25 protein-coding genes are annotated in these 26,777 nt (G+C 62.3%); 16 read left to right on the top strand and 9 right to left on the bottom strand.

Annotation, left to right across the window (positions count from 1 at the left end; translation table 11 throughout):
• Positions 1–38 precede the first annotated feature (38 nt).
• Positions 39–863 (top strand): Cof-type HAD-IIB family hydrolase, encoded by an 825-nt coding sequence (locus ACYQ47_RS20335; RefSeq protein WP_250525299.1) that lies wholly within the window; start codon positions 39–41, stop codon positions 861–863.
• A 494-nt stretch (positions 864–1,357) separates the two neighbouring features.
• On the opposite strand, the gene ACYQ47_RS20330 is transcribed toward ACYQ47_RS20335, so the two are convergent.
• The 3 genes from ACYQ47_RS20330 to ACYQ47_RS20320 all read right to left on the bottom strand — a co-directional run bounded on the left by ACYQ47_RS20330 (position 1,358) and on the right by ACYQ47_RS20320 (position 3,975).
• Entirely contained in the window at positions 1,358–1,642 is a 285-nt protein-coding gene (locus ACYQ47_RS20330; RefSeq protein WP_459906585.1) for a PXPV repeat protein, read from the bottom strand.
• Positions 1,643–1,940: 298 nt separating this feature from the next.
• Positions 1,941–2,660 carry an aquaporin Z gene (gene aqpZ, locus ACYQ47_RS20325; protein WP_244826809.1) on the bottom strand — a complete coding sequence of 240 codons (720 nt, stop codon included), beginning with the start codon at positions 2,658–2,660 and terminating at the stop codon, positions 1,941–1,943.
• Between the two features lie 250 nt (positions 2,661–2,910).
• Entirely contained in the window at positions 2,911–3,975 is a 1,065-nt protein-coding gene (locus tag ACYQ47_RS20320; protein ID WP_244826810.1) for a glycosyltransferase family 4 protein, read from the bottom strand.
• Positions 3,976–4,624: 649 nt separating this feature from the next.
• Between ACYQ47_RS20320 and flhD the strand changes: the two genes are divergently transcribed.
• From flhD to ACYQ47_RS20250, 14 genes are all read left to right on the top strand, one after another.
• A complete protein-coding gene (flhD, locus tag ACYQ47_RS20315; RefSeq protein WP_250508485.1) occupies positions 4,625–4,936 on the top strand; it encodes a flagellar transcriptional regulator FlhD in 312 nt (103 codons plus the stop codon).
• A 462-nt stretch (positions 4,937–5,398) separates the two neighbouring features.
• Positions 5,399–6,259, top strand: a complete 861-nt coding sequence (gene motA, locus ACYQ47_RS20310) for a flagellar motor stator protein MotA (protein WP_244826812.1) — start codon at positions 5,399–5,401, stop codon at positions 6,257–6,259.
• Positions 6,260–6,275: 16 nt separating this feature from the next.
• Complete coding sequence (motB, locus tag ACYQ47_RS20305; protein ID WP_244826813.1) at positions 6,276–7,259, top strand: flagellar motor protein MotB; 984 nt, start codon at positions 6,276–6,278, stop codon at positions 7,257–7,259.
• Positions 7,260–7,336: 77 nt separating this feature from the next.
• Positions 7,337–7,717 carry a response regulator gene (locus ACYQ47_RS20300; RefSeq protein ID WP_244826814.1) on the top strand — a complete coding sequence of 127 codons (381 nt, stop codon included), beginning with the start codon at positions 7,337–7,339 and terminating at the stop codon, positions 7,715–7,717.
• 63 nt (positions 7,718–7,780) lie between these two features.
• Positions 7,781–10,042 carry a chemotaxis protein CheA gene (gene cheA, locus ACYQ47_RS20295; protein WP_250462705.1) on the top strand — a complete coding sequence of 754 codons (2,262 nt, stop codon included), beginning with the start codon at positions 7,781–7,783 and terminating at the stop codon, positions 10,040–10,042.
• Positions 10,043–10,064: 22 nt separating this feature from the next.
• A complete protein-coding gene (gene cheW, locus ACYQ47_RS20290) occupies positions 10,065–10,583 on the top strand; it encodes a chemotaxis protein CheW (protein ID WP_244826816.1) in 519 nt (172 codons plus the stop codon).
• 46 nt (positions 10,584–10,629) lie between these two features.
• Positions 10,630–12,447, top strand: a complete 1,818-nt coding sequence (locus tag ACYQ47_RS20285; protein ID WP_459906584.1) for a methyl-accepting chemotaxis protein — start codon at positions 10,630–10,632, stop codon at positions 12,445–12,447.
• A gap of 147 nt (positions 12,448–12,594) precedes the next feature.
• The gene (locus ACYQ47_RS20280) at positions 12,595–13,524 is read left to right on the top strand and encodes a CheR family methyltransferase (protein ID WP_244826818.1); all 930 of its coding nucleotides are present in this window, start codon (positions 12,595–12,597) and stop codon (positions 13,522–13,524) included.
• Positions 13,521–14,288: a chemoreceptor glutamine deamidase CheD gene (cheD, locus tag ACYQ47_RS20275; RefSeq protein ID WP_244826819.1), complete on the top strand. Its 768-nt coding sequence runs from the start codon at positions 13,521–13,523 to the stop codon at positions 14,286–14,288. The genes ACYQ47_RS20280 and cheD overlap by 4 nt, the downstream gene beginning before the upstream one ends.
• Positions 14,285–15,409, top strand: a complete 1,125-nt coding sequence (locus tag ACYQ47_RS20270) for a protein-glutamate methylesterase/protein-glutamine glutaminase (protein WP_244826820.1) — start codon at positions 14,285–14,287, stop codon at positions 15,407–15,409. The genes cheD and ACYQ47_RS20270 overlap by 4 nt, the downstream gene beginning before the upstream one ends.
• A gap of 54 nt (positions 15,410–15,463) precedes the next feature.
• The gene (cheY, locus tag ACYQ47_RS20265; RefSeq protein WP_244826821.1) at positions 15,464–15,859 is read left to right on the top strand and encodes a chemotaxis response regulator CheY; all 396 of its coding nucleotides are present in this window, start codon (positions 15,464–15,466) and stop codon (positions 15,857–15,859) included.
• A 38-nt stretch (positions 15,860–15,897) separates the two neighbouring features.
• Positions 15,898–16,569: a protein phosphatase CheZ gene (gene cheZ / locus ACYQ47_RS20260; protein ID WP_244827944.1), complete on the top strand. Its 672-nt coding sequence runs from the start codon at positions 15,898–15,900 to the stop codon at positions 16,567–16,569.
• A 321-nt stretch (positions 16,570–16,890) separates the two neighbouring features.
• Complete coding sequence (locus ACYQ47_RS20255; RefSeq protein WP_404989354.1) at positions 16,891–17,400, top strand: DUF2844 domain-containing protein; 510 nt, start codon at positions 16,891–16,893, stop codon at positions 17,398–17,400.
• An 18-nt stretch (positions 17,401–17,418) separates the two neighbouring features.
• Positions 17,419–18,729 carry a DUF3443 domain-containing protein gene (locus ACYQ47_RS20250; RefSeq protein WP_250462714.1) on the top strand — a complete coding sequence of 437 codons (1,311 nt, stop codon included), beginning with the start codon at positions 17,419–17,421 and terminating at the stop codon, positions 18,727–18,729.
• Positions 18,730–18,787: 58 nt separating this feature from the next.
• Here ACYQ47_RS20250 and ACYQ47_RS20245 read toward each other — a convergent pair whose 3' ends face one another.
• The 4 genes from ACYQ47_RS20245 to argS form a co-directional block, all read right to left on the bottom strand.
• On the bottom strand, positions 18,788–19,561 hold the full coding sequence (locus tag ACYQ47_RS20245) for an SDR family oxidoreductase (protein WP_459906583.1): 774 nt from the start codon (positions 19,559–19,561) through the stop codon (positions 18,788–18,790).
• 15 nt (positions 19,562–19,576) lie between these two features.
• The gene (locus tag ACYQ47_RS20240) at positions 19,577–20,224 is read right to left on the bottom strand and encodes a thiol:disulfide interchange protein DsbA/DsbL (protein WP_244826825.1); all 648 of its coding nucleotides are present in this window, start codon (positions 20,222–20,224) and stop codon (positions 19,577–19,579) included.
• Positions 20,225–20,327: 103 nt separating this feature from the next.
• A complete protein-coding gene (locus ACYQ47_RS20235; protein WP_459906582.1) occupies positions 20,328–21,071 on the bottom strand; it encodes an SPOR domain-containing protein in 744 nt (247 codons plus the stop codon).
• 133 nt (positions 21,072–21,204) lie between these two features.
• Positions 21,205–22,989, bottom strand: a complete 1,785-nt coding sequence (gene argS / locus ACYQ47_RS20230) for an arginine--tRNA ligase (protein WP_459906581.1) — start codon at positions 22,987–22,989, stop codon at positions 21,205–21,207.
• Between the two features lie 254 nt (positions 22,990–23,243).
• Between argS and ACYQ47_RS20225 the strand changes: the two genes are divergently transcribed.
• Complete coding sequence (locus ACYQ47_RS20225) at positions 23,244–23,570, top strand: DUF1840 domain-containing protein (RefSeq protein ID WP_244826828.1); 327 nt, start codon at positions 23,244–23,246, stop codon at positions 23,568–23,570.
• Between the two features lie 103 nt (positions 23,571–23,673).
• Here the strand turns inward: ACYQ47_RS20225 and ACYQ47_RS20220 are convergent, their stop codons facing one another.
• Together ACYQ47_RS20220 and metH are read right to left on the bottom strand one after the other, a co-directional pair.
• Positions 23,674–23,880 carry a hypothetical protein gene (locus ACYQ47_RS20220; protein ID WP_250462726.1) on the bottom strand — a complete coding sequence of 69 codons (207 nt, stop codon included), beginning with the start codon at positions 23,878–23,880 and terminating at the stop codon, positions 23,674–23,676.
• A gap of 143 nt (positions 23,881–24,023) precedes the next feature.
• Positions 24,024–26,741: a methionine synthase gene (metH, locus tag ACYQ47_RS20215; RefSeq protein ID WP_459909244.1), complete on the bottom strand. Its 2,718-nt coding sequence runs from the start codon at positions 26,739–26,741 to the stop codon at positions 24,024–24,026.
• Positions 26,742–26,777 lie beyond the last annotated feature (36 nt).

Here is a 26,777-nt window from a genome sequence, read left to right as displayed (position 1 = left end):
CTTCGCGGCAGCTTCGATCCGCTCACACAGGGCAGTTCATGTACTCGGCCATTGCAACCGATCTCGACGGCACGCTTCTCAATAGCAACCACCAGCTCGACCCCTTCACCGCGACCACCGTTCGCACGCTCGCGTCGCGCGGCGTGCCTATCGTGATCGCGACGGGGCGGCATTATCGCGACGTCGCGGGTATTCGCGATGTGCTCGGGGTCGACGCCTATCTGATCACGTCGAACGGCGCACGCGTGCACGCGCCCGGCGACGAACGCATCTACTCGCGCGATCTCGATCCCGCCGCCGTTCGCCGTCTGGTGCAACCGGATCTTGCGGGCGGCAATGGGCGCGTGATCGTCAACCTCTTCGCCGACGACGCGTGGCTGATCGACCGCCACGCGCCGCAATTGCTCGTTTTCCATCAGGATTCGGGCTTCAAGTACGAGGTGATGGATCTGCGCGAGCACGACGGCGAGAACATCGCGAAGGTGCTGTATATCGGCGAGCCGGCCGATCTGAAAGAGACAGCGGCAAATCTGGAGCGCGAATTCGGCGACTCGCTGTACGTCACTTATTCGCTGCCGGACTGTCTTGAGGTGATGACCTCGGATGTGTCGAAGGGACGCGCGCTGCGCTACGTTTTGCAGCGACTGGATATCGATCCCGCGCAATGCGTCGCGTTTGGCGACAACATGAACGACATCGATCTGCTCGAAACGGCAGGGCATCCGTTCATGATGAACAACGCGAATCCCGATCTCATCAAGCGGCTGCCGGACGTACCGCGTATTGGCAACAATTTCGAGGCGGGTGTCGCGCATCAGTTGCGCAAGCTTTTCGGGATTCGCGACGAAATTGCGGGTGCCTGACCTATTGATGGAGCGTGCGGGGCGGCGGTGGCTCGTGCTGTGACTCCAACTGCCATCGCAACTGCGGAGGCAACGGCGACCGCGAGTGCCATCGCAACTGCGAAGGCAACCGCCACCGTAAGTGCGACTGCGACTCCAACTGCCAACGCAACTGCGAAGGCAACGGCGACCGCGAGTGCCATCGCAACTGCGAAGGCGACTGCCACCGTAAGTGCGACTGCGACTCCAACTGCCAACGCAACTGTGACGGGCAACGGCGACCGCGAGTGCCATCGCAACTGCGAAGGCGACTGCCACCGTAAGTGCGACTGCGACTGCGACTCCAACTGCCAACGCAACTGTGACGGGCAACGGCGACCGCGAGTGCCATCGCAACTGCGAAGGCGAACGCCACCGTAAGTGCGACTGCGACTGCCCCGTAAATGCCACCGCGACCGCCACCGCAGCTCCGGCCACTGCAGTTCCGGCAGCCGCAGCCGACTGCGCCATCATTCTTATCCGCGACGTCCCCAGCCATTGTGATTGCCGTTGTCATGCCAGCCGGCACGATTCCATCGGCCATTGTCGTAACCGTAGTTGCCATGCCAGCGCGGTTCCTCATGACGATAATAAGGTCCGCCATACACCGGCGCCGGGCGCACATAAACCGGAGCCGGCGCCACATACGCGGGTGCGCCGAGCGAAACGCCGATGTGAAGATCACTGTGGGCCTGAGCCGCTCCAACCGCACCGATCGCGAGGCCGGCAGCTACGAGCATGTGGGTGACGATGCGCTTCATGGTGTTCTCCTTTAGAGCGACGCGTGTCGCATGAGTCCAATGTAAGCGCCGCGCGTCTTACAAGCCTCGACGAGTTGTTACGGTATGAAAGCGCGTCGTAAAGACGATAAAACAAGCCGGAGCCTTGTCCAGCAAAGCTTTCGAGCGAGGGAACGGCGCGCCGAACGAAGATAGTAAGCATGCTTCGTAATTGTCCATTACATTTGTCTCGCCGCTTTAATCTAAGAGCACAGAATTCGCGCTGGAAAAGCAAAACGGGCGCACGAGGCGCCCGTCTTTGAAGCATGATCAAACGTACTTAGGCAGTGATCAGTGCCTTTCTGCGTTCGCTCGTCAGGATCGGGTACACCACGCCCGCGACGATTGCACCGGCCAACGGCGCGATCCAGAACAGCCACAACTGGTCGAGTGCCCAGCCGCCGACGAACAATGCCGGGCCAGTCGAACGCGCCGGATTCACCGACGTGTTGGTGACGGGAATCGAGATCAAATGGATGAGCGTGAGGCACAGGCCGATGGCGATCGGCGCGAAACCCTTCGGTGCGCGGTCATCGGTGGCGCCGAGAATGACGAACAGGAAGAAGAAAGTCATTACGCCTTCGCAAACCAGTGCCGCGAGCATCGAATAGTTGCCCGGCGAGTGCTCGCCGAAACCGTTCGCCGCGAAGCCGCTGGCAACCAGATTGAAGTCGGGATTGCCCGTGGCGATCAGCGACAAAACCCATGCGCCGAGCGTCGCGCCGATCACCTGAGCGATGATGTACGGACCGAGATCGCGTACCGGAAAGCGGCCCGCAACCGCGAGACCGATGCTAACCGCCGGGTTCAGATGGCAACCCGACACATGGCCGATGGCGTAAGCCATGGTGAGCACGGTGAGACCGAACGCCAGCGAAACGCCAGCCAGGCCAATGCCGACATGAGGAAAGGCCGCGGCAAGCACGGCGCTTCCGCAACCGCCCAGCACAAGCCAGAAAGTACCGAAAATTTCAGCGCCGAGACGCTTCGACAATTGCATGATCCTGCCTTCGTGAAAAATATGAACAACCGTTGACAAAATGCAAGAAAGCTCAACTCCTCTTGCGCAGCGGAGTTTAAGCGCGATTCTTTGGCAAAACTGTCAAAAATGGTTGATTTGCAGTCAATTCACGCGATAACGGCAGAATCTTCGGAATATCCTTAGCGGGTTGAATTGGGCTCACAAAATGAAAAACCGCCCGTTGTCGGGCGGTTTTTTAAACGATACCTAAGGTCTGGCGCGCCGCGTATTAGCCCACTGCGACCTGACGAAGCACCGGACGCTTGGCCGCCTGAAGCATGGCCGTGTAGCTATCGACGTAATTTTGCGCCATGGTCTTCGCGCTGAAACGACGCTCGAACTGCGCGCGGATTTCCGTGCGCGATAGCTCATCTATCCGATGCAGCGCGCCCACTGCGCCTTGCACGTCTTCGCAGATAAAGCCGGTCACGCCATGATCGATCACTTCCGGCACCGAGCCGCGATTGAACGCGATCACCGGCGTGCCGCATGCCATCGCTTCGATCATCACGAGGCCAAACGGCTCGTTCCAGTCGATCGGGAATAGCAGCGCCTTTGCGCCCGACAAGAATTCCGGCTTCTGCGCTTCATTGATCTCGCCGATGAACTCGACATGCGCCTGCGACAAGAGCGGCTCGATGGTCGACTTGAAATATTCCTGGTCGACCTTGTCCACTTTCGCGGCGATCTTCAGTGGCAGACCGCTTTGCGCCGCGATCTTGATGGCCAGATCGGCGCGCTTTTCCGGGCAGATACGGCCGAGGAACGCCAGGTATTCCGGCTTCTTGTGCGGCTGCGGCGTGAGCAAATCTTCCGGCAGACCGTGATAGACCGTGTTTAGCCAGTTGGCTTGCGGCAGCGGCGTGCGTTGATTGTCCGAGATCGAGATCACGTTCGCCTTCGTGAACGTGTTGAAGATCGGCTGGAGTTCAGGCAGGTCGAGACGGCCGTGCAGCGTCGTCACGAAAGGCGTGTCCATCTGCGTGAACAGCGGGAACGGCATGTAGTCGAGGTGGAAGTGCAGCACGTCGAATTCATGCGCGCGGCGGCGGACGGTTTCGAGCAGGAGCATGTGCGGCGCGAGCGCGTCGCGCACGGTCGGGTCGAGGCGCAGCGCGCGCGGCCAGGCCGCATCGAGAGTCGCCTTGGTTTGCGAATCGCCGCTGGCGAACAGAGTTACATCGTGGCCGAGGTCGACGAGTGCGTCGGTCAGATACGACACGACGCGCTCGGTGCCGCCGTAAAACTTCGGGGGAACTGCTTCGTGCAACGGTGCAATTTGTGCGATTCGCATAACGTGACTCTCCTGTTATTTAAGGCATTGCAGTCACGCTCCGGTCGAGCGCTCGACGCATGCCGTTCGGGCGGGCCGCGTTCGTGTAGAAGACGCCGCCCGAGACTGGCCCGGACAAGAAACTGTTCAACCGGGTTATCCCTTACTGCTCATTATCGGGATCGAGCGCGGCATTACACTTCATTTTTCAAACGCTTAACCTTGTTACAGCACGAAACAACGGCTGTTACGAAGTCAAAAAGTGCATCGATATCAATGACGTAGACGAATTCGACGCACGCAGGGCATTGCCGCGAGGCATTGAAGTAGCACGGATCGGGCCTAAGGCATATGGGCCGGTTCTGCACATGGCACGGAGCGATTCGTGCGCGGGGCATTTCAAGTCGGATGAAAACCTGCCGATAGTTGAGTTTGGTGCTCCCGATTCGCTCAAACAGCGGTTCAACTATTTCGCGTAGGAATTTTTCTTACACGACGTCGCGGGCTTTTCCGTCGATAAATCGGTCGATTTATCCGATTGGCGCGCGCTCGAAGCCTCATCGACAATCGAATCCACACCATGAGCGGGGCCGAATCGCCGCAATCCAGAGCGATCCGAGCAAACGTTTCCCGCACGGCCTGACGAGCCGGGTATCGATTCGGGGAAAAGATGACGGCCAGCACAACCACCACGCTCGCGGAGATTCGCGAGCTTAATCTCGCGTACTTGCTTCTGGCGCAGCAGCTATTGGTTGCGGACCGCGCTTCGGCCATGGCTCGGCTGGCGCTTTCGGACGACGTGGCGCAGTTACTGGCTTCGCTTTCGCCCGCGCAGGCGGTGAGGGTGGCGTCGTCGAGCCATTTGCTGTGCCGCTTTCGCTTCGACGATCACGCCATCCTTTCGTCACTCGACGAAAAGGACAAAAGCGCAGCGCCGGACGCGACCCTCCTCGCGGATGCATTGGCGATAGAAGCCGGCTGATCTGCGCGTTGATTCGAGCTGATCACGGCGGCGTTTGCGTTGCGCGCTCACAGCGCTGACCGAACGCAACGGCGCGCAGCCGGCACGAACCGATCAGACGAGCGGCCGCCGTGCCAACACCTCGTAAGTTGGTCGGCATACGTCTGCGGCCCATGACAGGCCATTCATCCCAGTGAGCCGCCTCGCTGGCAGATCGACGCACGTCTCGCGGTCAACTCGCCTTCTACCACGAACAACTGGCGTATCGCGAAGAGCTATACGCCGCCGTTGCGCGCACGAAAAGGCATTCGCACCGTAGCGTCCCCGCGCGCCATGCGCCATTGCGCCGCATGTCGTCAGAGCCCCATGCCACGCGGGTTTTAGCGTTTGCCTCACCTCCCGGTCATGCACCAAAGTTTTCCCTTGCCGTGCCGTAAACCCACATAACGGCGGTCATCCCGCAACTACCTTGAGGACTCGACTGTGCTGATTTTCGTTGGAACGCTCGTGACATTGCTGTCCGTATTCGGCGGTTACGCGCTCGAAGGCGGCCACCTTGGCGCGCTCGTGCAACCGGTCGAAATCTTGATGATCGCGGGCGCGGGTGTCGGCGCATTCATCCTCGGTAACGGCATCAAGACGATCAAGTCGACGCTGCGCGTCATTCCCACGCTGTTCAAGGGCTCCAAGTACAACAAGGATGTGTACATGGAACTGATGGGCCTGCTCTACGTCCTGCTCGCCAAGGCGCGCAAGGAAGGCACGCTCACCCTCGAAAGCGATATCGACGATCCCCATAAAAGCCCGATCTTCGGTCAGTACCCGAAGATTCTCGCGGACGAGCACATCGTCGAATTCCTGACGGATTATCTGCGGCTGATGGTCGGCGGCAACATGAACGCGTTCGAGATCGAAAGCCTCATGGACGAGGAAATCGAGACGCATCACGCCGAAGGCGAAGCGCCCGCACAAGCGCTGCACAAAGTGGGCGACGCCATGCCCGCGTTCGGTATCGTCGCGGCCGTCATGGGCGTCGTGCACACGATGGCTTCCGCCGATCAGCCGCCCGCGATTCTCGGCGAGATGATCGCGCAGGCGCTCGTCGGCACCTTCCTCGGCATTCTGCTTTCGTATGGCTTCATCGGCCCGCTCGCGGGCGTGGCGGAGCAGCGCGTGGCCGAGCAGACCAAGATGTTTCAGTGCATCAAGGTGACGATCCTTGCGAGTCTGAACGGCTATGCGCCCGCCATCTCGGTGGAGTTCGGCCGCAAGGTGCTGTTCTCGACCGAGCGCCCGTCGTTCTCCGAACTGGAAGAACACGTGCGCCGGGTCCGCGCGAAGTGAAGCGAGGAACGACGCCATGAGCTCACCCGACAAAGACCGGCCAATTTTCATCAAGCGTATCGTCGCGGGCCGCAAGGGACATCACGGCGGCGCGTGGAAGCTTGCCTACGCGGACTTCATGACCGCGATGATGGCGTTCTTCCTGCTCATGTGGCTTCTGAGTTCGACTTCGCCGGTGCAACGACGCGGTATCGCCGAATACTTCAACACGCCGCTCAAGGCCGCGATGGTCGGCGGCAAGACCGTCGGCATGGACTCCAGCATCATCATGGGCGGCGGGCGCGATCTGTCGAGTCCCGAGCCCGGCACGGTGCGCACCACCGAAGGCAATACGCCGTTCGCGGTGCGTTCGTCGGCAAGACCCGATGAAGCCGCGTTGAGACAAGCCGAAGGCGAGATCGAACGCCGCGAGCAAGAGCGCCTGCACGACCTCCAGGTGAAGCTCATGTCGGCCGTCGAGGCCAACCCGACCTTGCGCCAGTTCAGGCAGCAGATACGCATCGATTCGACCCAGCAGGGCTTGCGCATCGAGATTGTCGATACCCAGAAGCGGCCCATGTTCGCGCTCTCCAGCGACTCCGTGCAGCCGTACATGCGCGACATTTTGCGCGAGATAGGCAAGACGCTGAACGACGTGCCCAATCGAATAGTCGTGCAAGGACATACGGATGCCGTGAAGTACGCCGGCGGCGACAAGGGCTACAGCAACTGGGAACTATCGGCGGACCGCGCGAACGCGTCGCGGCGCGAGCTGATCTACGGCGGCATGGACGAAGCGAAGGTGCTGCGCGTGCTCGGGCTTGCATCGACGCAGAACCTGAATCGCAAGGACGCGATGGACCCGGAAAACCGGCGCATCAGCATCATCGTGCTCAACCGGCGCGCGGAGAGCGCCATGTTGCGCGACGACGGCGCGCCGCCCGCGACATTCGACAACGCGGCGGGCGCGGCTCCCGTGCTGGACAAACTCGCGCCCGTATTCCAAGCGCGACCGCAATAAAAGCGAAATCCGCGCGAAAGACTCTCAAGACTCCACACGTTTTAGCCGTCAACCCGGCAAGACCGCAAGAGACACACATGATCAAGAACATTCTGGCAATCGACGATTCCGCCGCCATGCGGCAGATTCTCTCCGCCACGCTGACGACGGCGGGCTACGAAGTGACCGTCGCGTCGGACGGCAACGAAGGGCTCGAATGGGCCCTCGCCGAGCGTTTCGATCTCGTCCTGACGGACCAGCACATGCCCGGCAAGAGCGGGCTCGATTTGATCGCGGAGTTGCGGGTGAATCACGCCTACCAGGCAACGCCGGTGCTCGTGCTGACGACCGAGGACAGCGAAGCGTTCAAGGACGCGGCGCGCGCGGCGGGAGCGACCGGCTGGATTCAGAAGCCGCTCGATCCCGAGCTCTTGACCGAGTTGGTGGCTGCACTGTCGGAACCCGAAGAGCAGCACTGAGCAAGACGAAGCAAACCTCGACCGAATAACGCGACTGAACAGCATTTCTGCGGTGACTCAAGCATGACACTCGACATTACCCAGTTCTATCAGACCTTCTTCGACGAAGCAGACGAACTGCTCGCGCAGATGGAGCAGCTGCTGCTCGTTCTGGACATTGCGAATCCCGATCCGGAAGACCTCGCGGCGATCTTTCGCGCGGCGCATTCGATCAAGGGCGGCGCGGCGACCTTCGGCTTCACGGCGCTCACGGAAACGACGCACATCCTCGAATCGCTTCTGGACCGCGCGCGCAACAACGAACTCGTTCTGCGCCGCGACATGATCGATACCTTCCTCGCGACGAAGGACGTGCTCTCGGACCAGCTCGCCGCGTATCGCGCGAGCGCCGAGCCGGATGCGGCTGCGGCCGCGGCGATCTGCGCGAAGCTCGAGCGTCTGAAGCACGAAGACCCGGAAGCGCCGGCGGCACCGGTGATAGAAGAAGCCGCCGCCGTCATCGAGAAGGCGCAACAACACGAACCCGCCTACGAAGGCCCGAACGCTCCGCCCGCGCATGTCATCGCGCAGGCTGCGGAAGCGATCGAGGACGACGGCACGTGGGACGGCGCGTTCGAAGTCACGGACGGCGCACCGATTGCAGGAACCGCTGCGGCAGCATCGGCAGCGGAAGCAGGACCCCACCTGAAAATTACGCTACGGGGGGTGGGCGAGAAGGACCTGGCGACTTTGACCGAGGAGCTGGGTAACCTGGGAAGTATCGTCGGAGAAAAGAAGACTGACGCCGAACTCGTGCTTTGGCTCGAGTCGGACGTGAGCGCCGACGACATCGTGGCCGTGTGCTGCTTCGTGATCGATGAATCGCAGATCGGAATCGGCCGTGGCAATGCGGCGGATCAGTCGGCGCAGTCGCCGGCCGCATCCGTCGAAGTACCGCCGGCAACGGCGGCGCATCACGCGCTACAGCAACAGCCGGACGCATCGCAGGCGCTCGACGCGTCTGCATCCACGGCGCAACAAAAACAACAAGCGGCGACGGCGGCGGTCCCGGAGACTGCCGCCCAACCGTCACAGAAACCGGCCAACGCCAATACGAACGATGCCGATAAAAAGGCGCGTCCGGCAGCGGCCGCATCGGCGGAAGGCAGCTCGATTCGCGTCGGCGTGGAGAAGGTCGATCAGCTCATCAACCTGGTGGGCGAACTGGTCATCACGCAGGCGATGCTCGCGGAAACGACGAGCACGTTCGATCCTGCATTGCACGACCGTCTTTTCAACGGCATGGCGCAGCTCGAGCGCAACGCGCGCGATCTGCAAGAAGCCGTCATGTCCATCCGCATGATGCCGATGGATTACGTATTCAGCCGCTTCCCCCGGCTCGTGCGCGATATCGCGGGCAAGCTCGGCAAGGACGTGGAACTCGTCACGTTCGGTCAGGCGACCGAACTGGACAAGAGCCTGATCGAACGCATCATCGATCCGCTCACGCACCTCGTGCGCAACTCGCTCGATCACGGCATCGAAACCGTGGAAGCGCGTCGCGCGGCGGGCAAGTCGACGACCGGCCAGCTCGTGTTGTCGGCGGCGCATCACGGCGGCAACATCGTGATCGAAGTCAGCGACGACGGCGCGGGCCTGCGCCGCGACAAGATTCTCGCGAAGGCGCAGAAGCAGGGCATGCAGGTTTCCGAGTCGATGAGCGACGAGGAAGTGTGGCAGCTCATCTTCATGCCGGGCTTCTCGACCGCCGAACAGGTGACGGACATTTCCGGCCGCGGCGTGGGCATGGACGTGGTCAAGCGCAACATCCAGTCGATGGGCGGCCACGTCGAAATCAAGTCGCGTGAAGGCGCGGGCACGACCACCAAGATCGTGCTGCCGCTCACGCTCGCGATTCTCGACGGCATGTCGGTGAAGGTCGGCAGCGAGATCTTCATTCTGCCGCTCAACTTCGTGATGGAGTCGCTTCAGCCGGTGGCCGAAGACATCTACACGGTCGCCAACGGCGAGCGCGTGGTGCGCGTGCGCGGTGAGTATCTGCCGCTCGTGGCGCTGCATGCCGTGTTCGACGTGGAGAACGCGCGCACCGAGCCCACGCAAGGCATCGTCACCATCATGCAGACCGAAGGCCGGCGCTTCGCCATGCTGATCGACGAACTCGTCGGCCAGCAGCAAGTGGTCGTGAAGAATCTCGAAACCAATTATCGCAAGGTGCACGGCATTTCAGCCGCGACCATTCTGGGCGATGGCAGCGTCGCGCTGATCGTCGACGTGGCCGCGCTCAACCGCGAATCGCGTGTGCAGCACAGCGCGCACGCTCATTAACACCCGCATCGAAGGAGTTACCGTGGCAGACATTCAAAACATCCATTCAGCGACGTCTTCGCGTCGCGACGCGCAACACGCGGAAGCCGCCGGACAAGAGTTTCTGGTGTTCACGCTCGGCGCCGAAGAGTACGGCATCGACATCCTGAAGGTGCAGGAGATTCGCGGTTACGACAACGTGACGCGCATTGCCAATGCGCCTTCGTTCATCAAGGGCGTGATCAATCTGCGCGGCATCATCGTGCCGATCGTGGACATGCGCATCAAGTTCAATCTGGGTCGCGTCGAGTACGACAACCAGACGGTCGTGATCATTCTGAACGTCGCGCATCGCGTGGTCGGCATGGTGGTCGACGGCGTCTCGGACGTCCTCACGCTCACCCAAGAGCAAGTGATGCCCGCGCCCGAATTCGGCGCGACGCTGACCTCCGAATATCTGACGGGCTTAGGCACCGTGGATGGCCGCATGCTGATTCTGATGGACATCGAGAAGCTCATGACGAGCCGCGAGATGGAATTGATCGACTCGGTTGCCGCTTAAAACAACCGCGTTCGTGTACCGAAGCGCGGGCTCAGGGAAGAAAGACATGTTCAAGAAGTTGTCGATCCGCACGATGCTCACGCTCGTCGGACTGCTATTCGTCAGTTGCGCGGCCGTGATCGGCGCGCTGTCGCTCGTCGGCCTGAACTCGGCGAGCCATTCGCTCACGTCGCTCGCGCAGGAAGACATGGTCGCGATGCGCGCGCTCGCGGAGACCTCGTCGTATCTGCTGCGCTCGCGCATCACGCTCGACCGCGTGCGTTCGCTCGCCGAAGCGGGCAACGACGCGGAAGCGAAGAAAGCGCTGGACCGCGGCCAGTATCTGCTCGACAAGAGCAACGAGAACTGGAAGCTCTATCTCGACACCCATAAGCCGATGCTGCCGAAGACCACGCTCGATGAGCTCGTGGCGCAGCACGACACGCTCGTGAAGACGGGCGTCGAGCCGGAATTCACCGCGATCCGCGCGAACGACATGGCCGCGTATCACGCCATCGCGGATACGAAGATCAGCCCGATGTTCGTGTCCTTCGATCAGGCGGTAGTCGCGGCGGTGGCGTTCCAGCAGAAGCACGCGGAAGAATCGCGCTCGAACACGGCGTCGCACATCTCGACGCTTAGCCTGACCATCGGCGCGCTGCTCGCGTTGTCGGTGCTCATTCTCATCGGGACGCGCATCGCGTTGCGCGGCCTTATCGTGCAGCCGATCAACGACGCCGTCGATCACTTCGACCGCATCTCGCGCGGCGATCTCACGAAGTCGGCGCATACCGACAGCACGAACGAAATCGGGCGTCTGTTCGCGGGCATCGAACGCATGCGAACGGACCTGACGCATATGGTCGGTGCGGTGCATCGCGGCGCGGAATCGATCGATGTCGGCGCGCATGAAATTTCGAGCGGCAACACGGACCTCTCGCAACGCACGGAAGAACAGGCGGCGTCGCTGCAGGAAACGGCGTCGAGCATGGAAGAGCTGACGAGCACGGTCAAGCAGAACGCGGACAACGCGCGTCAGGCGAGCCAGCTTGCGGTGAACGCGTCGGATATCGCGTCGCGCGGCGGCCAGGTCGTCGAGCAGGTCGTCGATACGATGAACGCGATTGCATCGAGTTCGAGCAAGGTCGTGGACATCATCGGCGTGATCGAAGGCATCGCGTTCCAGACCAACATTCTCGCGTTGAACGCGGCCGTGGAAGCGGCGCGTGCAGGCGAGGAAGGACGCGGCTTCGCGGTCGTGGCGGGCGAAGTGCGCTCGCTTGCACAACGCAGCGCGGCGGCGGCGAAGGAAATCAAGGCGCTGATCGGCGATTCGGCCGGCAAGGTGCAAAGCGGCTCCGAACTCGTCACGCGCGCCGGTGAGACCATGGGCGAGATCGTGCAGGCGGTGCGCCGCGTGACCGACATCATGGGCGAGATCAGCGCGGCATCGGAAGAGCAGTCCGATGGCATCGAGCAGGTGAATCGCGCCGTCACTCAGATGGACAGCGTCACGCAACAGAACGCGGCCCTCGTCGAGGAAGCGGCGGCTGCCGCGGCATCGCTCGAAGAGCAGACGCGGCAACTGAAGGACGTGGTCGGCCAATGGCGCATCGAAGCAGGCACCAAGACGGTAGCCGCGCCCGCTGCACGCGTGGCGCCGAAGGCTGCCGTCTCGAAGGCGAAGACGTTCAAGCGCGCCGAACCCACAAAAGTTTCGCCCGAGGCTAACGTCGCGCGCGAACCGGCCGTTATCAAGGTAACGGCAAGCGAAGCGCAACAGCCAGCGAAGAAGCCCGCGCCGCGTATGGCAGCGAAAGCCGCCGTGAGCGCACCGCGCGCCAAGGCGACGACCGCGGACGACGGCGACTGGGAAACCTTCTAAGCCGGGTTTGCAAACAGCAGCGACCATGCAGGCTTTCGACATGACCTCCGTTCGCGGGGAACAGCAACGACAAAGCCACGCAAGGTCGCATTCAACGACACAACGGCGCGCGTCGCCGAAGAAGACGCCAGGGAAGCACGAAGCATCATGACGGCAACGCGCAACGCACGCATCGACCCGGCCGCCGGCACGCGCGGCTCCGAAGTCGAACGCGACTTCGAATTCACGGCAGCGGACTTCGCTCGCATTCGCGGACTGATCCATCGCCGCGCGGGCATTTCGCTCTCCGACCACAAGCGCGACATGGCGTACAGCCGTCTCGCCCGCCGTCTGCGCGCATGCGGCATCGACACGTTCAAGCTGTATTTGGACCGGCTGGAAGCCAACGAAGACAGCAACGAATGGGAAGCCTTCGTCAATGCGCTGACCACGAACCTCACCGCGTTTTTCCGGGAATCGCATCACTTTCCGATTCTCGCGGACTTCGCCAAGCGCCGGCAGCAACCGGTGTCGGTGTGGTGCTCGGCGGCATCGACGGGTGAAGAGCCTTACTCGATCGCGATGACGCTCGTCGAAGCGCTCGGCGATCACGCCGCGCGCCAGTGCACGGTGTTCGCAAGCGATATCGACAGCCAGGTGCTCGCCAAGGCCGACGCCGGCGTGTATTCGCTCGATCAGGTGAAGACGCTGCCGGCGGACCGCCTCAAGCGTTTCTTCCTGAAGGGCACGGGCGCGCATGCGGGCCTCGTGAAGGTTCGTCCCGAGCTGCGCGCGATGGTGAACTTCGGCCGCGTGAATCTGACGGATGCGCGCTACGACATCAAGGGTCCGTTCGACGCGATCTTCTGCCGCAACGTGATGATCTACTTCGACAAGCCGACGCAATCGCACGTGCTGTCGCGCTTCGATCCGCTGATGAAGCCGGGCGGCCTGCTGTTCGCGGGACACTCGGAAAACTTCACGTACGTGTCGCAGGCGTTCCGTCTGCGCGGCCAGACCGTGTATGAACTGACGCGCGACATGAAGAACGCGGGCGCGGCGAAACAGACGAAGGCGCTGGCGGGAGAAGTGGCATGAGCGGCCTGCCGATCGCGTCGAATCTGTATTTCGACAATCACTTTCAGAAGCCGGGCGTGAAGCTCCTGCCGAACGAGTTTTACATGACGAGCGAAGACATGGTGCTCGTGACCGTGCTCGGCTCGTGCGTGGCGGCGTGCATCAACGATCGCACGGCGGGCATTGGCGGGATGAATCATTTCATGTTGCCCGACGACGGTTCGGATGCGTCGGCGGCGGCGTCCGATTCGATGCGCTACGGCGCCTATGCAATGGAAGTGCTGATCAACGAACTCATCAAGCGCGGCGGACGGCGTGAGCGTTTCGAAGCGAAGGTGTTCGGCGGCGGCGCGGTGCTCGCGGGCATGACGACCATCAATATCGGCGATCGTAATTCGGAGTTCGTGCGGCGTTATCTCGCGCTGGAAAAGATTCGTATCGTCGCCGAGGATTTGCAGGGCATGCATCCGCGCAAGGTGGCGTTCATGCCGCGCTCGGGACAAGTGATGGTCAAGAAACTGAAGGCCGCGCACGAGCCGGTGGTGGTGGAACGCGAGCAGGCGCTCGTGCAACGCACGCCGGAAGAACGCGCGGAGCGGCTCGCAAAGGCACGCTCGCGGGTCGAGTTATTCAACACGAAGCCGGGTGCGGCGGGCGCCACGGGCAAGCCGCGCGTGGAACTGTTCGGCGCATCGAGTGCGGCGGGCGCAAAGCCCCGGGCCGAGCTTTTCAGCAGCGGCCTGGCGCGTGCGCCGCGCAGCACCAGAGCGGCGGAGGAAGCATGAGTATCGTCAACGCGAACAACAAGCCGGCGACGCCGAAGATCAACGTACTGTGCGTCGACGATTCGGCGCTGGTGCGCAGCCTGATGACCGAGATCATCAACTCGCAGCCCGACATGCACGTGTGCGCGACCGCGCCCGATCCGCTCGTCGCACGTGAGCTCATCAAGCTGCATAACCCGGACGTACTGACGCTGGATGTCGAAATGCCGCGCATGGACGGCCTCGACTTCCTGGAAAAGTTGATGCGCCTGCGGCCGATGCCGGTCGTGATGGTGTCGTCGCTGACCGAGCGCGGCAACGAAATCACGTTGCGCGCGCTGGAACTCGGCGCGGTGGATTTCGTGACGAAGCCGAAAGTCGGCATCCGCGACGGCATGCTCGATTACGCGGAGAAGCTCGCCGACAAGATTCGCGCGGCGTCGCGCGCTCGCGTGCGGCAGACCACGCATGCGGCGAGCGCGCCCGCCAGCGCGGGGTCGGCTGCGGCCGTGCGGCCCGCGCCGCATTTGAACAACCCGTTGGTATCGACGGAAAAGCTGGTGATCGTCGGGGCATCGACGGGCGGAACGGAAGCGATCCGCGAAGTGCTCGTGCCGCTGCCGCCCGATGCGCCCGCCGTGCTGATCGCGCAACACATGCCGCCCGGCTTCACGAAGTCGTTCGCGCAGCGTCTGAACGGACTGTGCCGTATCACGGTGAAGGAAGCCGAACACGGCGAGCGTGTCTTGCCGGGCCACGCGTATATCGCGCCGGGCCACGCGCATCTGGTGCTCGCGCGCAGCGGAGCGAACTACGTGGCGCATCTGTCGGACGCGCCGCCGGTCAACCGGCATCGTCCCTCGGTGGATGTGCTGTTCCGCTCGGCCGCGCAGCACGCGGGCAAGAACGCGATCGGCGTGATCCTGACCGGCATGGGCCGCGACGGCGCGGCCGGCCTGCTCGACATGCAGCAGGCGGGCGCTTACACGCTTGCGCAGGATGAAGCGAGTTGCGTGGTGTTCGGCATGCCGCGCGAAGCAATTGCAATGGGCGGTGCGAGCGAAATCGCGCCGCTCAACGAAATGAGCCGGCGCGTCATGGCGCGGCTTGCCTCGATGGGCGAACGCGTGCAGCGCGTCTGATTTTTCACTTTGGATTCGCGGCGTCGCGCCGCATTGAAACAACCGGGAGTAGTGATGGACAAGAACATGAAGATCCTCGTCGTCGACGATTTTCCGACGATGCGCCGTATCGTGCGCAATCTGCTGAAAGAACTCGGCTATTCGAACGTCGATGAAGCCGAAGATGGCGCCGCCGGTCTCGCGCGACTGCGCGGCGGCGGCTTCGACTTCGTCATCTCCGACTGGAACATGCCGAACCTCGACGGCCTCGCCATGCTGCAGCAGATTCGCGCGGACGCCAACCTCTCGCATTTGCCGGTACTCATGGTGACGGCGGAATCGAAGAAGGAAAACATCATCGCGGCGGCGCAAGCCGGTGCGAATGGTTACGTCGTTAAGCCGTTCACGGCCGCCACGCTCGACGAGAAGCTCAGCAAGATTCTCGAGAAGATGGCCAAAGCGGGGAGCTGATCGTGAACGATCTGACTACTGATTTTGCCGCCCCGCTCATGCAGGCGGAGATCGAGAACGATCAGTCCACTGACCGGATTCTCGCCCGCATCGGGCAACTGACGCGCACGCTGCGCGACTCGATGCGCGAACTCGGCCTCGACAAGCAGGTGGAAGCGGCAGCCGTTGCCGTTCCGGACGCACGCGATCGCCTGAAGTACGTCGCCACGATGACCGAGCAGGCTGCCGAGCGCGCGCTCAACGCGATCGAACTCGCGAAGCCGATGCAAGAAGCGATGCAGCACGAAGCGCAGGCGCTCGATGCACGCTGGGAGCAATGGTACGGCGCGCCGCTCGGACAGGGCGAAGCGGGCGAATTGCTCGCGGATACGCGCACGTTTCTGCAAAGCGTTCCGGCGAAGACGCAGGCGACCAATGCGCAACTGCTCGAAATCATGCTCGCGCAGGATTTCCAGGATTTGACCGGACAGGTCATCAACAAGATCACGGATGTCGTGTATCTCATCGAACAGCAATTGCTTGGCGTGCTGCTCGAAAACATCGCACCGGAGCGGCGCGAGCAGTTCGCGGCATCGGCGGCGGCGCTCGTCTCTTCGAGCGGCAGCCCGGAAGCCTTGCTCAACGGTCCGCAGATCAATCCGCAAGGCCGCAGCGATGTCGTGCAGGATCAGTCGCAAGTGGACGACCTGCTGGCGAGCCTGGGTTTTTAAGCTCCTGCATCGGCGGCTTTCTCGCCCGCGAATGACGCGGCGCGCACGAAGAGTGCGCGTCGCGTTTTTTCGCGCGCGTCGTGAATTCGTGTGAATGAATCGCACTGTTTCCGGTCCAATTCGCCAAAACGCAAACGGCGCGTGCTGGCGAACGTTCGGACAATTCCGAGGACTTTGGCATACTGACGGTTGTGCGGCACCCTGGCGGTGCGCAAATCGGCGGTTCTTGCGTCACCGGAACGTCATGAGCCGGCCGCTTGCGAGTGCGCCGGCGGCGTCAAATATCATGGACAGCGAATATCAGGAGGCCCAGTGAAGGCACTGAAGCAACCCCGTCTTGGGCATCTGCAAAGACACTTCGTTCTGCTAGCGGGAGCGTTCGGCATCTGCGCCGCGGCACCGGCATTGGCCGCGCTTGGCGGCGATCCGCTCACCGCGCCACCGGGCGCCACGGCGACGAATGCGGTCGTGCGCGCAGCCGTGGGCGCCTCGGGCGCGTCGTCTGCCAGCGCTTCGAGTTATACGGTCCGGTCGACCACGCTTGCGAGCGGCACCATCGTCAACGAGTATTTGTCCACGGAAGGCACGGTGTTCGGCATCGCCTGGCGCGGACCGCGTGTGCCCGACCTGGCCACGCTGCTCGGCAGCTATTTCCCGCAGTATCAGCAAGGCCTGCTTGCGCAACGCGCCGAGCGCGGCGCACGCGGTCAGGTGAGCGTGCAGGATTCGGGTCTCGTCGTGCGCTCGGGCGGACACATGGGTGCATTTGCCGGCAGCGCCTATCTGCCGCAATCCTTGCCCGCCGGCGTATCCGCCAGCGACATTCAGTAAGCGACGGGAGAACCCAGTATGCGTAGAACTACACTCGGCCTCGGCGCTTCCTCTTCTTCGAGCGCACGCAACTGCGTGCGCTGGCTCGGCGCGCTGTTCCTCGCGTTCGCGCTCGCCGCATGCGGCGGTGGCGGCGACGACAACAAATCCAGCTCGAACGGCGGTTCGAGCGGCGGCTCATCCGGCGGCTCGGTTGGCGGCGGCGGTTCCACCAGCACGGCGAACGCGCAGCCCGTTGCGGCCAACGGCACCAATGCCGTGCCGATCAGCGTCAACGCGGGTGTGGCGGGCTTCGTCAATATTCCGAACGTGTCGGTGACGGTATGCGCGCCGGGCACGAACGTATGTCAGACCATCGACAACATTCAGCTCGATACCGCTTCCTACGGCCTGCGTATCCTGAACACGGCGGCGCAGTCGGTGCTGGGCAGCCTGCCTGTCACGAGCGCGGGGAACGGCGGTCAGCTCGCCGAATGCGCCGGTTTCGCGGATGGCTATACGTGGGGCACGGTGCGTCAGGCGGATGTGCGTATCGGTACCGAAGTCGCGAGCAACGTGCCGTTGCAGATCATCGGCGATCTGGCTTCGACCTCGGCGCCGTCCGGCATGAACGGCTGCCCGTCCGGCAATGACGAAGCGACGACCGCTGATATCGGCGCGAACGGCATTCTCGGCGTCGGTCCCGCGACCTACGACTGCGGCACGTCCTGCGTGAGTTCCGCGCTCAACGCGACTTACTTCTCCTGCCAGAACGGCACGAACTGCACGGGCACGGCAGTGCCGCTCGCGCAGCAGGTCGTCAACCCGGTCATGCGCTTTCCGACCGACAACAACGGCGTGATCGTGCAGTTGCCGCCCATTCCAGACAACGGCGCGGCGAGTGCCGCCGGCACGTTGGTGTTCGGCATCGGCACGCAGAGCAATAACTCGCTTTCGGGCGTCACGAAGTACGGCACGGACCAATTCGGCGATCTGACGGGCTCCTACAAGGGCACGACGTATCAGACCTTCTTCGATACCGGCTCGAACGGCAACTTCTTCCAGGACAGCTTCACGCTCTGTTCGAGCACGAGTTCGTTCTATTGCCCGAGTTCCGAGCAACAGTTGTCGGCCACGATCACCGGCAGCGAGGGCAATACCGCCACCGTGCCGTTCAGTCTCGTAAGCGCGCGCACGTTGACCTCGGGCGGCGGGAAGTACGCATTCGACAGTCTCGGCGGTCAGTTGGGCATGACGGGCTTCTTCGACTTCGGCATGCCGTTCTTCTACGGACGGCACGTGTATGTCGGCTACGATCCGCAGGGAAGCTCGCCTTACGTGGCGTTCTGACCGGCCAGTAAGTTCGAAGCAAAAAAATCCGGCAGCGTTGAGCGCGTTGCCGGATTTTTTATTGGCCGTCGCGCGGCTTGCGTGGCGCGCGTTCGAAGATGAAGTCGTAAAGCCAGCGCGGCATGACATGCAGCAGCATGCCTGCAATGCGCATTTGCCATGGAAAGGTCGCGTAGCGCACCTTGCGCGCGATGGCGTCGGCGGTCTTGGCGGCGAAGCGGTCCGCGTCCATGAGAAAGGGCATGGAATAGGGATTGTGCGCCGTCATTTCCGAGCGCACGTAGCCCGGCGCGATGGTCACGACCGCGACGCCTTGTGGCCGCATTTCCACACGCAACGCTTCCAAATACTTCGCCGCCGCCGATTTCGACGCACTGTAGGCGCCCGATCCCGGCAGCCCGCGCACGCCTGCGACGCTCGCGATACCGACGAGCGTGCCGCTTCGCGCCGCCGTCATCGACGCGATGAACGGCTCGAACGTGGCCACCATGCCGAAGTAGTTGGTGTCCATGACGGCGCGGAAGGCTTCGAGATCGCCGTGGCCGGTGAGGACGCCACGGCTTACGCCTGCATTGGCGATCACGATATCGGCGGGACCGTGTTCTTCGATGAAAAGGCGCGCGGCATCGGCAAGCGCGTTCGCGTTGCGCACGTCGGCGGGGTAGATCGAGATGGAGGCTTGCGGATGGCGGGCGGCGAATGCCGCGAGGGAATCGACGCGACGGGCGACGAGGCCGAGTTCGGCCCCGCGCTTGACATACTCTTCGGCTAAAGCGAGGCCGATGCCACTCGACGCGCCGGTCAGGAAAACCTTGAGACGAACTGCGTTCATGCCGGCCCGTGTCGATTACATCTTCTTGTCGCGAACTTGCTGAACGAGAAAGTCCATCACGTCGGTCGTGCCTTGCAGACTGTTGGTCGCGGCCGGACCCGTGACGTACTTGCCCTGCACGATGACGGTAGGCACGCCGTCGATCTTGTAGTCCTGCAGCAACTTGGCGTCGCGCTTGATGTCGCTCTGCGTCGAGAACGAGTTATACGCGTCCATGTACTTCTTCTTGTCGATGCCCTGCGTCGCAAGGAAGGTCGCCTGCGCCTCGGGCGTCAGCAGATAGTTCTTCTTCACGTGGATCTCGTTGAACACGGCCGGCGTGACCTTCTCCGCGACGCCCAGCGCGACGAGCGCGTGATACATCTTCGAGTGCGGGATGAAGTCGTCGCGGAAGGCAACCGGCACGCGCTTGAACACGACGTCCGGTCCTTGCTTCTTTTCCCACGTCTCGATGTACGGCTCGAATTCGTTGCAATGCGGGCAGCCGTACCAGAAGAATTCGATGACTTCGACCTTGCCCGCGGGCGCGCCGACCGGTTGAGGCGCCGAAAGCACCGTATAGTCCTTGCCCGAAACGGGCGCCGCCGATGCGACATTGGCCGCACTCAGCGAAAGAGCCGCGATGCCGAAAGAAAGAGCGAGGGCGCTAAGCAGTTTTTTCATGATTTGAGAGGAAGCACAGAAGGTCCATAAGTGGGACATACGACGCTTAAGCCGAGCTTAAAGTCGGCCCGCATCGCGTTGATTACGACGCGGGCCACGCCCGTCATTGCTTCGAGAATCGGATGACGGCGGTATCGACGCCTGCATCGGACAGACGCTGGCGTGCCGTGTTCATGTCCTCGAACTTCGCGAACGGGCCGACGCGCACGCGATAGTACGTCACGCCGCCCGCGTCGCGCTGCGTCACCTTCGATTCGAAACCCTGGAAGCCGAGCCGCGCGCGCTGCTGTTCCGCGTCGGCCTGAGTCTTGTACGCGCCGACCTGCAGGAAGTAACCCGTGTTGACGTCGCCAGGAGCGGGCGGCGTGGTCTTGGCCGTGCCCGTCGTCGAGCTCGGCTTGGGCGTGGCGGCGGCGGAACTCGTCGCGTTGTCGGGCGGCTTCGGATTCGCGGCGTTGCCGTTCCTCGGCGTGGACGCGGCCGAACCGGAAGGCGGCACTTCGACGATCTGCGGTTCGTCCAGCATGCCCGACGATTGCGTTTGATTGGTGCTCTGGCCCGGCGCGGTATTGGGCGGCGTGGGTTGCGCGGCTTGCGGCACGGCCTGCCCAGGCGTCTTGCCTTGCAGCGGACGGTTCGGATCGTAAGGCTGCGCGGCGGGCGCGGAACTGGTGTCGGAGGGCGGCGGCGCAACCTTCGCCACGAACGGCGTGGGCGCGCGGGTGATATATAGCGCGACGATCACGGCGATCGCGAGCCCGACGATCAGGCCCAGCACGATGCCGAGAAAAGTACCCCCGGTTTGCTTCGACTGCGACTGCTTCGACGTGCGACGTGGTTTTGCCATCGTATGAATCACCTGCAAAAAGTCTTCGAGTTGGCCGACGATTATAACGGTGGCTTAAAGCCAAGTCCGCGCCAGGCAGCCGTCCGCGCGCGTCGAAAGTCGTGTTTTCGGCGCGACGGACGTCTTCTGACCATTACATCTTTTCGGGAGCCGACACGCCGATGGTCGCGAGACCGTTGGCGAGCACCTGACGCGTCGCGGCAAGCAGCGCGATGCGCGCGTCGCGTTCCTTTTGTTCGTCCACGAGCACGCGCTCCGCATTGTAGAACGAGTGAAATTCGCCAGCGAGGTCGCGCAAATAGAAAGCGACGGCATGCGGCGCCAGTTCTTCGGCGGCGTGCGCGAGCATTTCCGGATACTCGGCGAGCTTGTTGAGCAACGCCATGGCGCGCGGGCTCGACAGCGGCTCGAGATCGGCGTGCGCGGCTTGGGCCAGAGCGCCGCCGTAGCGCTCCTTCCAGTCGTTGAGAATCGTGCTGATGCGCGCGTGGGCATACTGCACGTAATAGACCGGATTTTCGTCGTTCTGCTTGAGCGCGAGGTCGATATCGAAGACGAATTCGGTATCTGCCTTGCGCGAAATGAGGAAGAAGCGCACGGCGTCGCGGCCGCGGCGGATGGTGTCTTCGTCCAGTTGATCGGGCGCGGCTTCGTTGCCGGGCGTCATGCCGCCCGACCATTCGATCAGATCGCGCACGGTCACGTAGCTTCCGGCGCGCTTGCTGATCTTGACTTCCTGGCCGTCGCGCATGACGGTGACCATCTTGTGCAGCACGTAGTCGGGGTAGCCTTTCGGAATACCGATGCCGAGCCCTTGCAGCCCAGCGCGAACCCGCGCGATGGTGCCGTGGTGGTCCGAGCCCTGCACGTTGATGACCTTGGTGAAGCCGCGCTGCCACTTGGCGACGTGATACGCCACGTCCGGCACGAAGTAGGTGTAGGTGCCGTCGGTCTTGCGCATGACGCGGTCTTTGTCGTCGCCGTCGTCGGTGGTGCGCAGCCACAATGCGCCCTCTTGCTCATAGGTCTTGCCGGCAGCCACGAGCGCCTCGACGGTCTGCTCGACGCGTCCTTCCTTGTACAGCGAAGACTCCAGATAGAACTGATCGAACTTCACGCCGAACGCGGTCAGATCCATGTCCTGCTCGTGACGCAGATAAGCGACCGCGAAGCTGCGGATGGCTTCGAGATTCTCGACATCGCCCACGCCCTTGACCGGCTCGCCATCTTTCGCCGCGACGGTTGCGCCCGCCAGGTAATCACGCGCGATATCGGCAATGTATTCGCCGTTGTACGCCGCTTCCGGCCACTCGGCGTCGCCTGGCTTGAAGCCGCGCGCACGCGCTTGCGTCGAGATGGCGAGGTTGCCGATCTGCACGCCCGCGTCGTTGTAATAGAACTCGCGATGCACCGCGTAACCTTGCGTGCCGAGCAGGTTCGAGAGCGCGTCGCCGAGCGCGGCCTGACGGCCATGACCGACGTGCAGCGGTCCGGTCGGATTCGCGGAGACGAATTCGATCAACACTTGCTTGCCTGCATCGCGCTGCGAGTCGCCGTATGCGGCGCCTTCGGACAACACTGCCGGGATCACGGCTTGCTTCGACGTTGCCGCGAGTCGCAGATTGATGAAGCCCGGGCCCGCGACTTCCGCGCCCTCGACGAGCCCCTTGGCTGCTGCGTTGCCGAGTAGCGCATCGACGATTTGTTGCGCAAGCTGACGCGGATTGGCGCGCAGCGGCTTGGCGAGTTGCATCGCCACGTTCGAGGCGACATCGCCATGCGCCGCGACCTTCGGTCGTTCGAGCACGATGGTCGGCGCGACGAAGGCCGCTTCAGTCGCGCCCTGCGTGGCTTGCGCGACCTGCTTGACCGCGTCGGTGAGGAGCGTTTCTAGGGTTTCTTTGTGTGCGGGCAGCATGCTGAAAATGATCCAGTGGAGCGAGTCCGATGTGGTGTGGCGTAGGCGAGGGCGGTGCGCTCGGATGCGCGACGCGATGCTGGTCCGGCCGTAAGAGGCCTCGACAGGCCGCGGGAATCAAACTACGCGTAAAGCGGGATTTTAGCAGGTGCTAATATGTCGAATCAGGGTGCATACCGGGCAGTCGGCGCGACTCGCGGCAACATCGTGCAGCTTTCAAAGCTGCATATCAACATAAAGAAAAGGACCTAACCATGCTGATCACTTTCAAAACCAGCGCGGCTCCGGACGTCATGATGCTGCAAAACCTCGCCGAGTATCTGCTTGGCATCATTGGTAAACAGCTGAACGAACGGGGCGTCATCACTCACGACGAACTGCCCGCGGCTATCGAAAAACTCGAAGCCGCCGTGTCGACGGACAAGAAAGAGCGCGCCGAGCACGACGGCCACTTCCACGAAGGCGAGGACGGTCACGAACCGCACGAGATTCCTATCGGGCTGGCGCAACGCGCTTATCCGTTTCTCGACATGCTGCGTCTTGCGCAGAAAGAGCATACGGACATTCTCTGGGGCGTCTGAACGTTCGTTGCATCGGCGAATAAAAAAACCCGCATCGGCGACGATGCGGGTTTTTACTTTGCAGCGGACATAACGTCAGACGGCTGAGTCGCGATGCTGCCGCTTACTGCGACTGACCGCCTTCCGCCGGAGCAGGTTTGGCGGACGCTCTCGGCTTCTTGGGCTTCTTCGGCTTCTTCTTGTGCTCGGTAACGGGCGGCGAGTACGAAGACGCCGTGGTGGTGCTGGCCTGCGCGAACGCAGCCGAACTCGATGCTGCAAGTACGGCTGCCGCAAGCGCTACGGTTACGGCGGACGTCATCTTCTTCATGCGACTTTCTCCGTGACGAAAAGAAATGCGTGGCCGTCGTGGTGACGACCTATCGCGGCTACAAGTCTACGGAAATCAAAATTTTCCCGCCGATAGCGTGCATTTTTTTCGTTATCACAGATTGCATATGTTGTTTTGCAGCATTAGCGCTGCGGCGCGAGGGCGCGTTCCGCATCCGCGTTCGAGATCGCCATGCGTTCGGCGAAGCTCGCAAGTTGGTCGTCGCCGATCTTGCCCACCGAAAAATACGTGCTCTCCGGGTGCGCGAGATAGAAACCCGACACGCTCGCGGCCGGCAACATGGCAAGCGACTCCGTCACGCTCATGCCGATTTCGCCTGCCTGAAGTACTTCGAACATATCGCGCTTGACGAGGTGATCCGGGCACGCCGGATAACCCGGCGCCGGGCGAATGCCGGCGTACTTTTCCGCGATGAGCGATTCGTTGTCCAGCGTTTCGTTCGCCGCATAGCCCCACAGATCGCGACGCACGCGCGCGTGCAGTGCTTCGGCGAATGCTTCGGCGAAACGGTCGGCCAGCGCCTTCAGCATGATTGCGCTGTAGTCGTCGTGATCGGCTTCGAACTGCTTTTCCTTCTTGTCGACGCCAAGGCCCGCCGTCACCGCGAACACGCCGATGTAGTCGGCCACGCCGGAATCTTTCGGCGCGATGAAGTCGGCAAGCGAGCGGTTCGGCCTTTGCACGCCATCGACAATCGGACGCACGCTTTGTTGACGCAGATTGCGCCATGTCATTGCGACTTGCGAGCGTGAGTCGTCCGTGTAGATTTCGATGTCGTCGTCGTTCACGGTGTTCGCGGGCAGCAGCATGACCACGCCGTTCGCCTGAAGCCAGCGGCCCTGGATGATGCGCGAGAGCATGGACTTGCCGTCCGAGAACACGCGCCGCGCCGATTCGCCGACGATTTCATCGTTGAGAATCGCGGGGTAGGGGCCCGCGAGATCCCATGTCTGGAAGAACGGCGCCCAGTCGATATAAGTCGCCAACTCGGCTAGATCGTAATTCTTGAACACGCGCCGCCCGATGAAGCCCGGCTTCTTCGGCCGATACGCGCTCCAGTCGATCTTCGTCTTGTTGGCCCGCGCCTGGTCGTAAGTGACCATGGGCAGCGCCTTCTTGTTCGCGTGTTGCGTGCGGATGCGGTCGTAGTCGGTCTTCAGGTCGTCGAGATATTTCGCCGCACCCTCGTCCGACAGCAGGCTCGACGCCACCGAGACCGAACGCGACGCATCCGGCACATACACCACCGGCCCTTCGTAATGCGGCGCGATCTTCACGGCGGTGTGCACGCGCGAAGTCGTCGCGCCGCCGATCAGAAGCGGCGTCTGCTTGCCACGGAAGTAGTCGTCGCGCTGCATTTCGGACGCGACGTACGCCATCTCCTCGAGACTCGGCGTAATGAGTCCCGAGAGCCCGATGATATCCGCGCCTTCTTCCTTCGCCTTTTGCAGGATGGTCGCGCAGGGCACCATCACGCCCATGTTGACCACTTCGAAGTTGTTGCACTGGAGCACGACCGAGACGATGTTCTTGCCGATGTCGTGCACGTCGCCCTTCACGGTCGCGATGACGATCTTGCCCTTCGGCCGCACGTCGGCGCCTGCATCGGCGAGACGCTTCTTTTCTTCTTCGATGAACGGAATGAGATGCGCAACCGCCTGCTTCATCACGCGTGCGGACTTGACCACTTGCGGCAGGAACATCTTGCCCGCGCCGAACAGGTCGCCGACGACATTCATGCCGTCCATGAGCGGCCCTTCGATCACGTTGATCGGCCGGCCGCCTGCCTTCTCGATCTTCGCGCGCACTTCTTCCGTATCTTCGACGATGAAGTTCGTGATGCCGTGCACGAGCGCATGCGACAGACGCGCTTCGACCGGCTGATTACGCCATTCGAGGTTCTCCTCCTTTTTTGCCGCGCCGGTCTTGAACTTGTCGGCGACTTCGAGCAGACGGTCGGTGCCGTCGTCGCGACGATTGAGCACGACGTCTTCCACGCGTTCGCGCAACTCGGCGTCGAGATCGGCATAAACGCCGAGCTGGCCCGCGTTGACGATGCCCATGTCCATGCCCGCCTGAATGGCGTGGTAGAGGAACACGGTATGGATGGCTTCGCGCACGGGGTCGTTGCCGCGAAACGAGAACGACACGTTCGACACGCCGCCGCTCACCTTGGCGTGCGGCAGATTTTGTTTGATCCAGCGCGTGGCGTTGATGAAATCGACCGCGTAGTTGTTGTGCTCTTCGATGCCCGTCGCGATAGCGAAGATGTTCGGATCGAAGATGATGTCCTCGGGCTCGAAGCCCACTTCGTTCACAAGGATGTCGTAGGAGCGCTTGCAGATTTGCGTCTTGCGCTCGAAGGTATCGGCTTGCCCTTGCTCGTCGAAGGCCATGACCACGGATGCCGCGCCGTAGCGACGGATCAGGTTCGCGTGATGACGGAACGCGTCCTCGCCTTCCTTGAGCGAGATCGAGTTGACGATAGCCTTGCCTTGCACGCATTTGAGACCGGCTTCGATCACCTCGAACTTCGACGAGTCGATCATGATCGGCACACGCGCGATATCCGGCTCAGAGGCGATCAGATTCAGAAAGCGCACCATGGCGGCTTTCGAATCGAGCATGGCCTCGTCCATGTTGATGTCGATGACCTGCGCGCCGTTCTCGACCTGCTGACGCGCAACGGCGAGCGCTTCATCGAACTGGCCGTTCAGGATCATGCGCGCGAACGCCTTCGAGCCGGTCACGTTCGTGCGCTCGCCGACGTTGATGAAGAGCGAGCTGTCGGTGACGTTGAATGGCTCGAGGCCGGAGAGGCGCATGGTGTGGTCGGTCATGGTGTCTTTTATCTTGTCGTCGGTCGATGTCGGTAT

It is taken from the genome of Caballeronia sp. HLA56 (assembly GCF_054655155.1).
Note: the sequence above shows the minus strand (reverse complement) of the source record. Positions and strands in the feature narration are given on the sequence as shown.

Excerpts from the sequence above, each read along its gene's own strand:
- metH (WP_459909244.1), bottom strand. The coding sequence starts at position 26,741 with ATGACCGACCACACCATGCGCCTCTCCGGCCTCGAGCCATTCAACGTC.
- ACYQ47_RS20270 (WP_244826820.1), top strand. The coding sequence starts at position 14,285 with ATGAGTATCGTCAACGCGAACAACAAGCCGGCGACGCCGAAGATCAAC.
- aqpZ (WP_244826809.1), bottom strand. The coding sequence starts at position 2,660 with ATGCAATTGTCGAAGCGTCTCGGCGCTGAAATTTTCGGTACTTTCTGG.
- ACYQ47_RS20240 (WP_244826825.1), bottom strand. The coding sequence starts at position 20,224 with ATGAAAAAACTGCTTAGCGCCCTCGCTCTTTCTTTCGGCATCGCGGCT.
- motB (WP_244826813.1), top strand. The coding sequence starts at position 6,276 with ATGAGCTCACCCGACAAAGACCGGCCAATTTTCATCAAGCGTATCGTC.
- ACYQ47_RS20330 (WP_459906585.1), bottom strand. The coding sequence starts at position 1,642 with ATGAAGCGCATCGTCACCCACATGCTCGTAGCTGCCGGCCTCGCGATC.
- ACYQ47_RS20320 (WP_244826810.1), bottom strand. The coding sequence starts at position 3,975 with ATGCGAATCGCACAAATTGCACCGTTGCACGAAGCAGTTCCCCCGAAG.
- cheA (WP_250462705.1), top strand. The coding sequence starts at position 7,781 with ATGACACTCGACATTACCCAGTTCTATCAGACCTTCTTCGACGAAGCA.
- ACYQ47_RS20245 (WP_459906583.1), bottom strand. The coding sequence starts at position 19,561 with ATGAACGCAGTTCGTCTCAAGGTTTTCCTGACCGGCGCGTCGAGTGGC.
- ACYQ47_RS20250 (WP_250462714.1), top strand. The coding sequence starts at position 17,419 with ATGCGTAGAACTACACTCGGCCTCGGCGCTTCCTCTTCTTCGAGCGCA.
- ACYQ47_RS20225 (WP_244826828.1), top strand. The coding sequence starts at position 23,244 with ATGCTGATCACTTTCAAAACCAGCGCGGCTCCGGACGTCATGATGCTG.
- ACYQ47_RS20285 (WP_459906584.1), top strand. The coding sequence starts at position 10,630 with ATGTTCAAGAAGTTGTCGATCCGCACGATGCTCACGCTCGTCGGACTG.
- cheY (WP_244826821.1), top strand. The coding sequence starts at position 15,464 with ATGGACAAGAACATGAAGATCCTCGTCGTCGACGATTTTCCGACGATG.
- cheD (WP_244826819.1), top strand. The coding sequence starts at position 13,521 with ATGAGCGGCCTGCCGATCGCGTCGAATCTGTATTTCGACAATCACTTT.
- ACYQ47_RS20220 (WP_250462726.1), bottom strand. The coding sequence starts at position 23,880 with ATGAAGAAGATGACGTCCGCCGTAACCGTAGCGCTTGCGGCAGCCGTA.
- ACYQ47_RS20335 (WP_250525299.1), top strand. The coding sequence starts at position 39 with ATGTACTCGGCCATTGCAACCGATCTCGACGGCACGCTTCTCAATAGC.
- ACYQ47_RS20300 (WP_244826814.1), top strand. The coding sequence starts at position 7,337 with ATGATCAAGAACATTCTGGCAATCGACGATTCCGCCGCCATGCGGCAG.
- ACYQ47_RS20280 (WP_244826818.1), top strand. The coding sequence starts at position 12,595 with ATGACGGCAACGCGCAACGCACGCATCGACCCGGCCGCCGGCACGCGC.
- argS (WP_459906581.1), bottom strand. The coding sequence starts at position 22,989 with ATGCTGCCCGCACACAAAGAAACCCTAGAAACGCTCCTCACCGACGCG.
- flhD (WP_250508485.1), top strand. The coding sequence starts at position 4,625 with ATGACGGCCAGCACAACCACCACGCTCGCGGAGATTCGCGAGCTTAAT.
- ACYQ47_RS20235 (WP_459906582.1), bottom strand. The coding sequence starts at position 21,071 with ATGGCAAAACCACGTCGCACGTCGAAGCAGTCGCAGTCGAAGCAAACC.
- cheZ (WP_244827944.1), top strand. The coding sequence starts at position 15,898 with ATGCAGGCGGAGATCGAGAACGATCAGTCCACTGACCGGATTCTCGCC.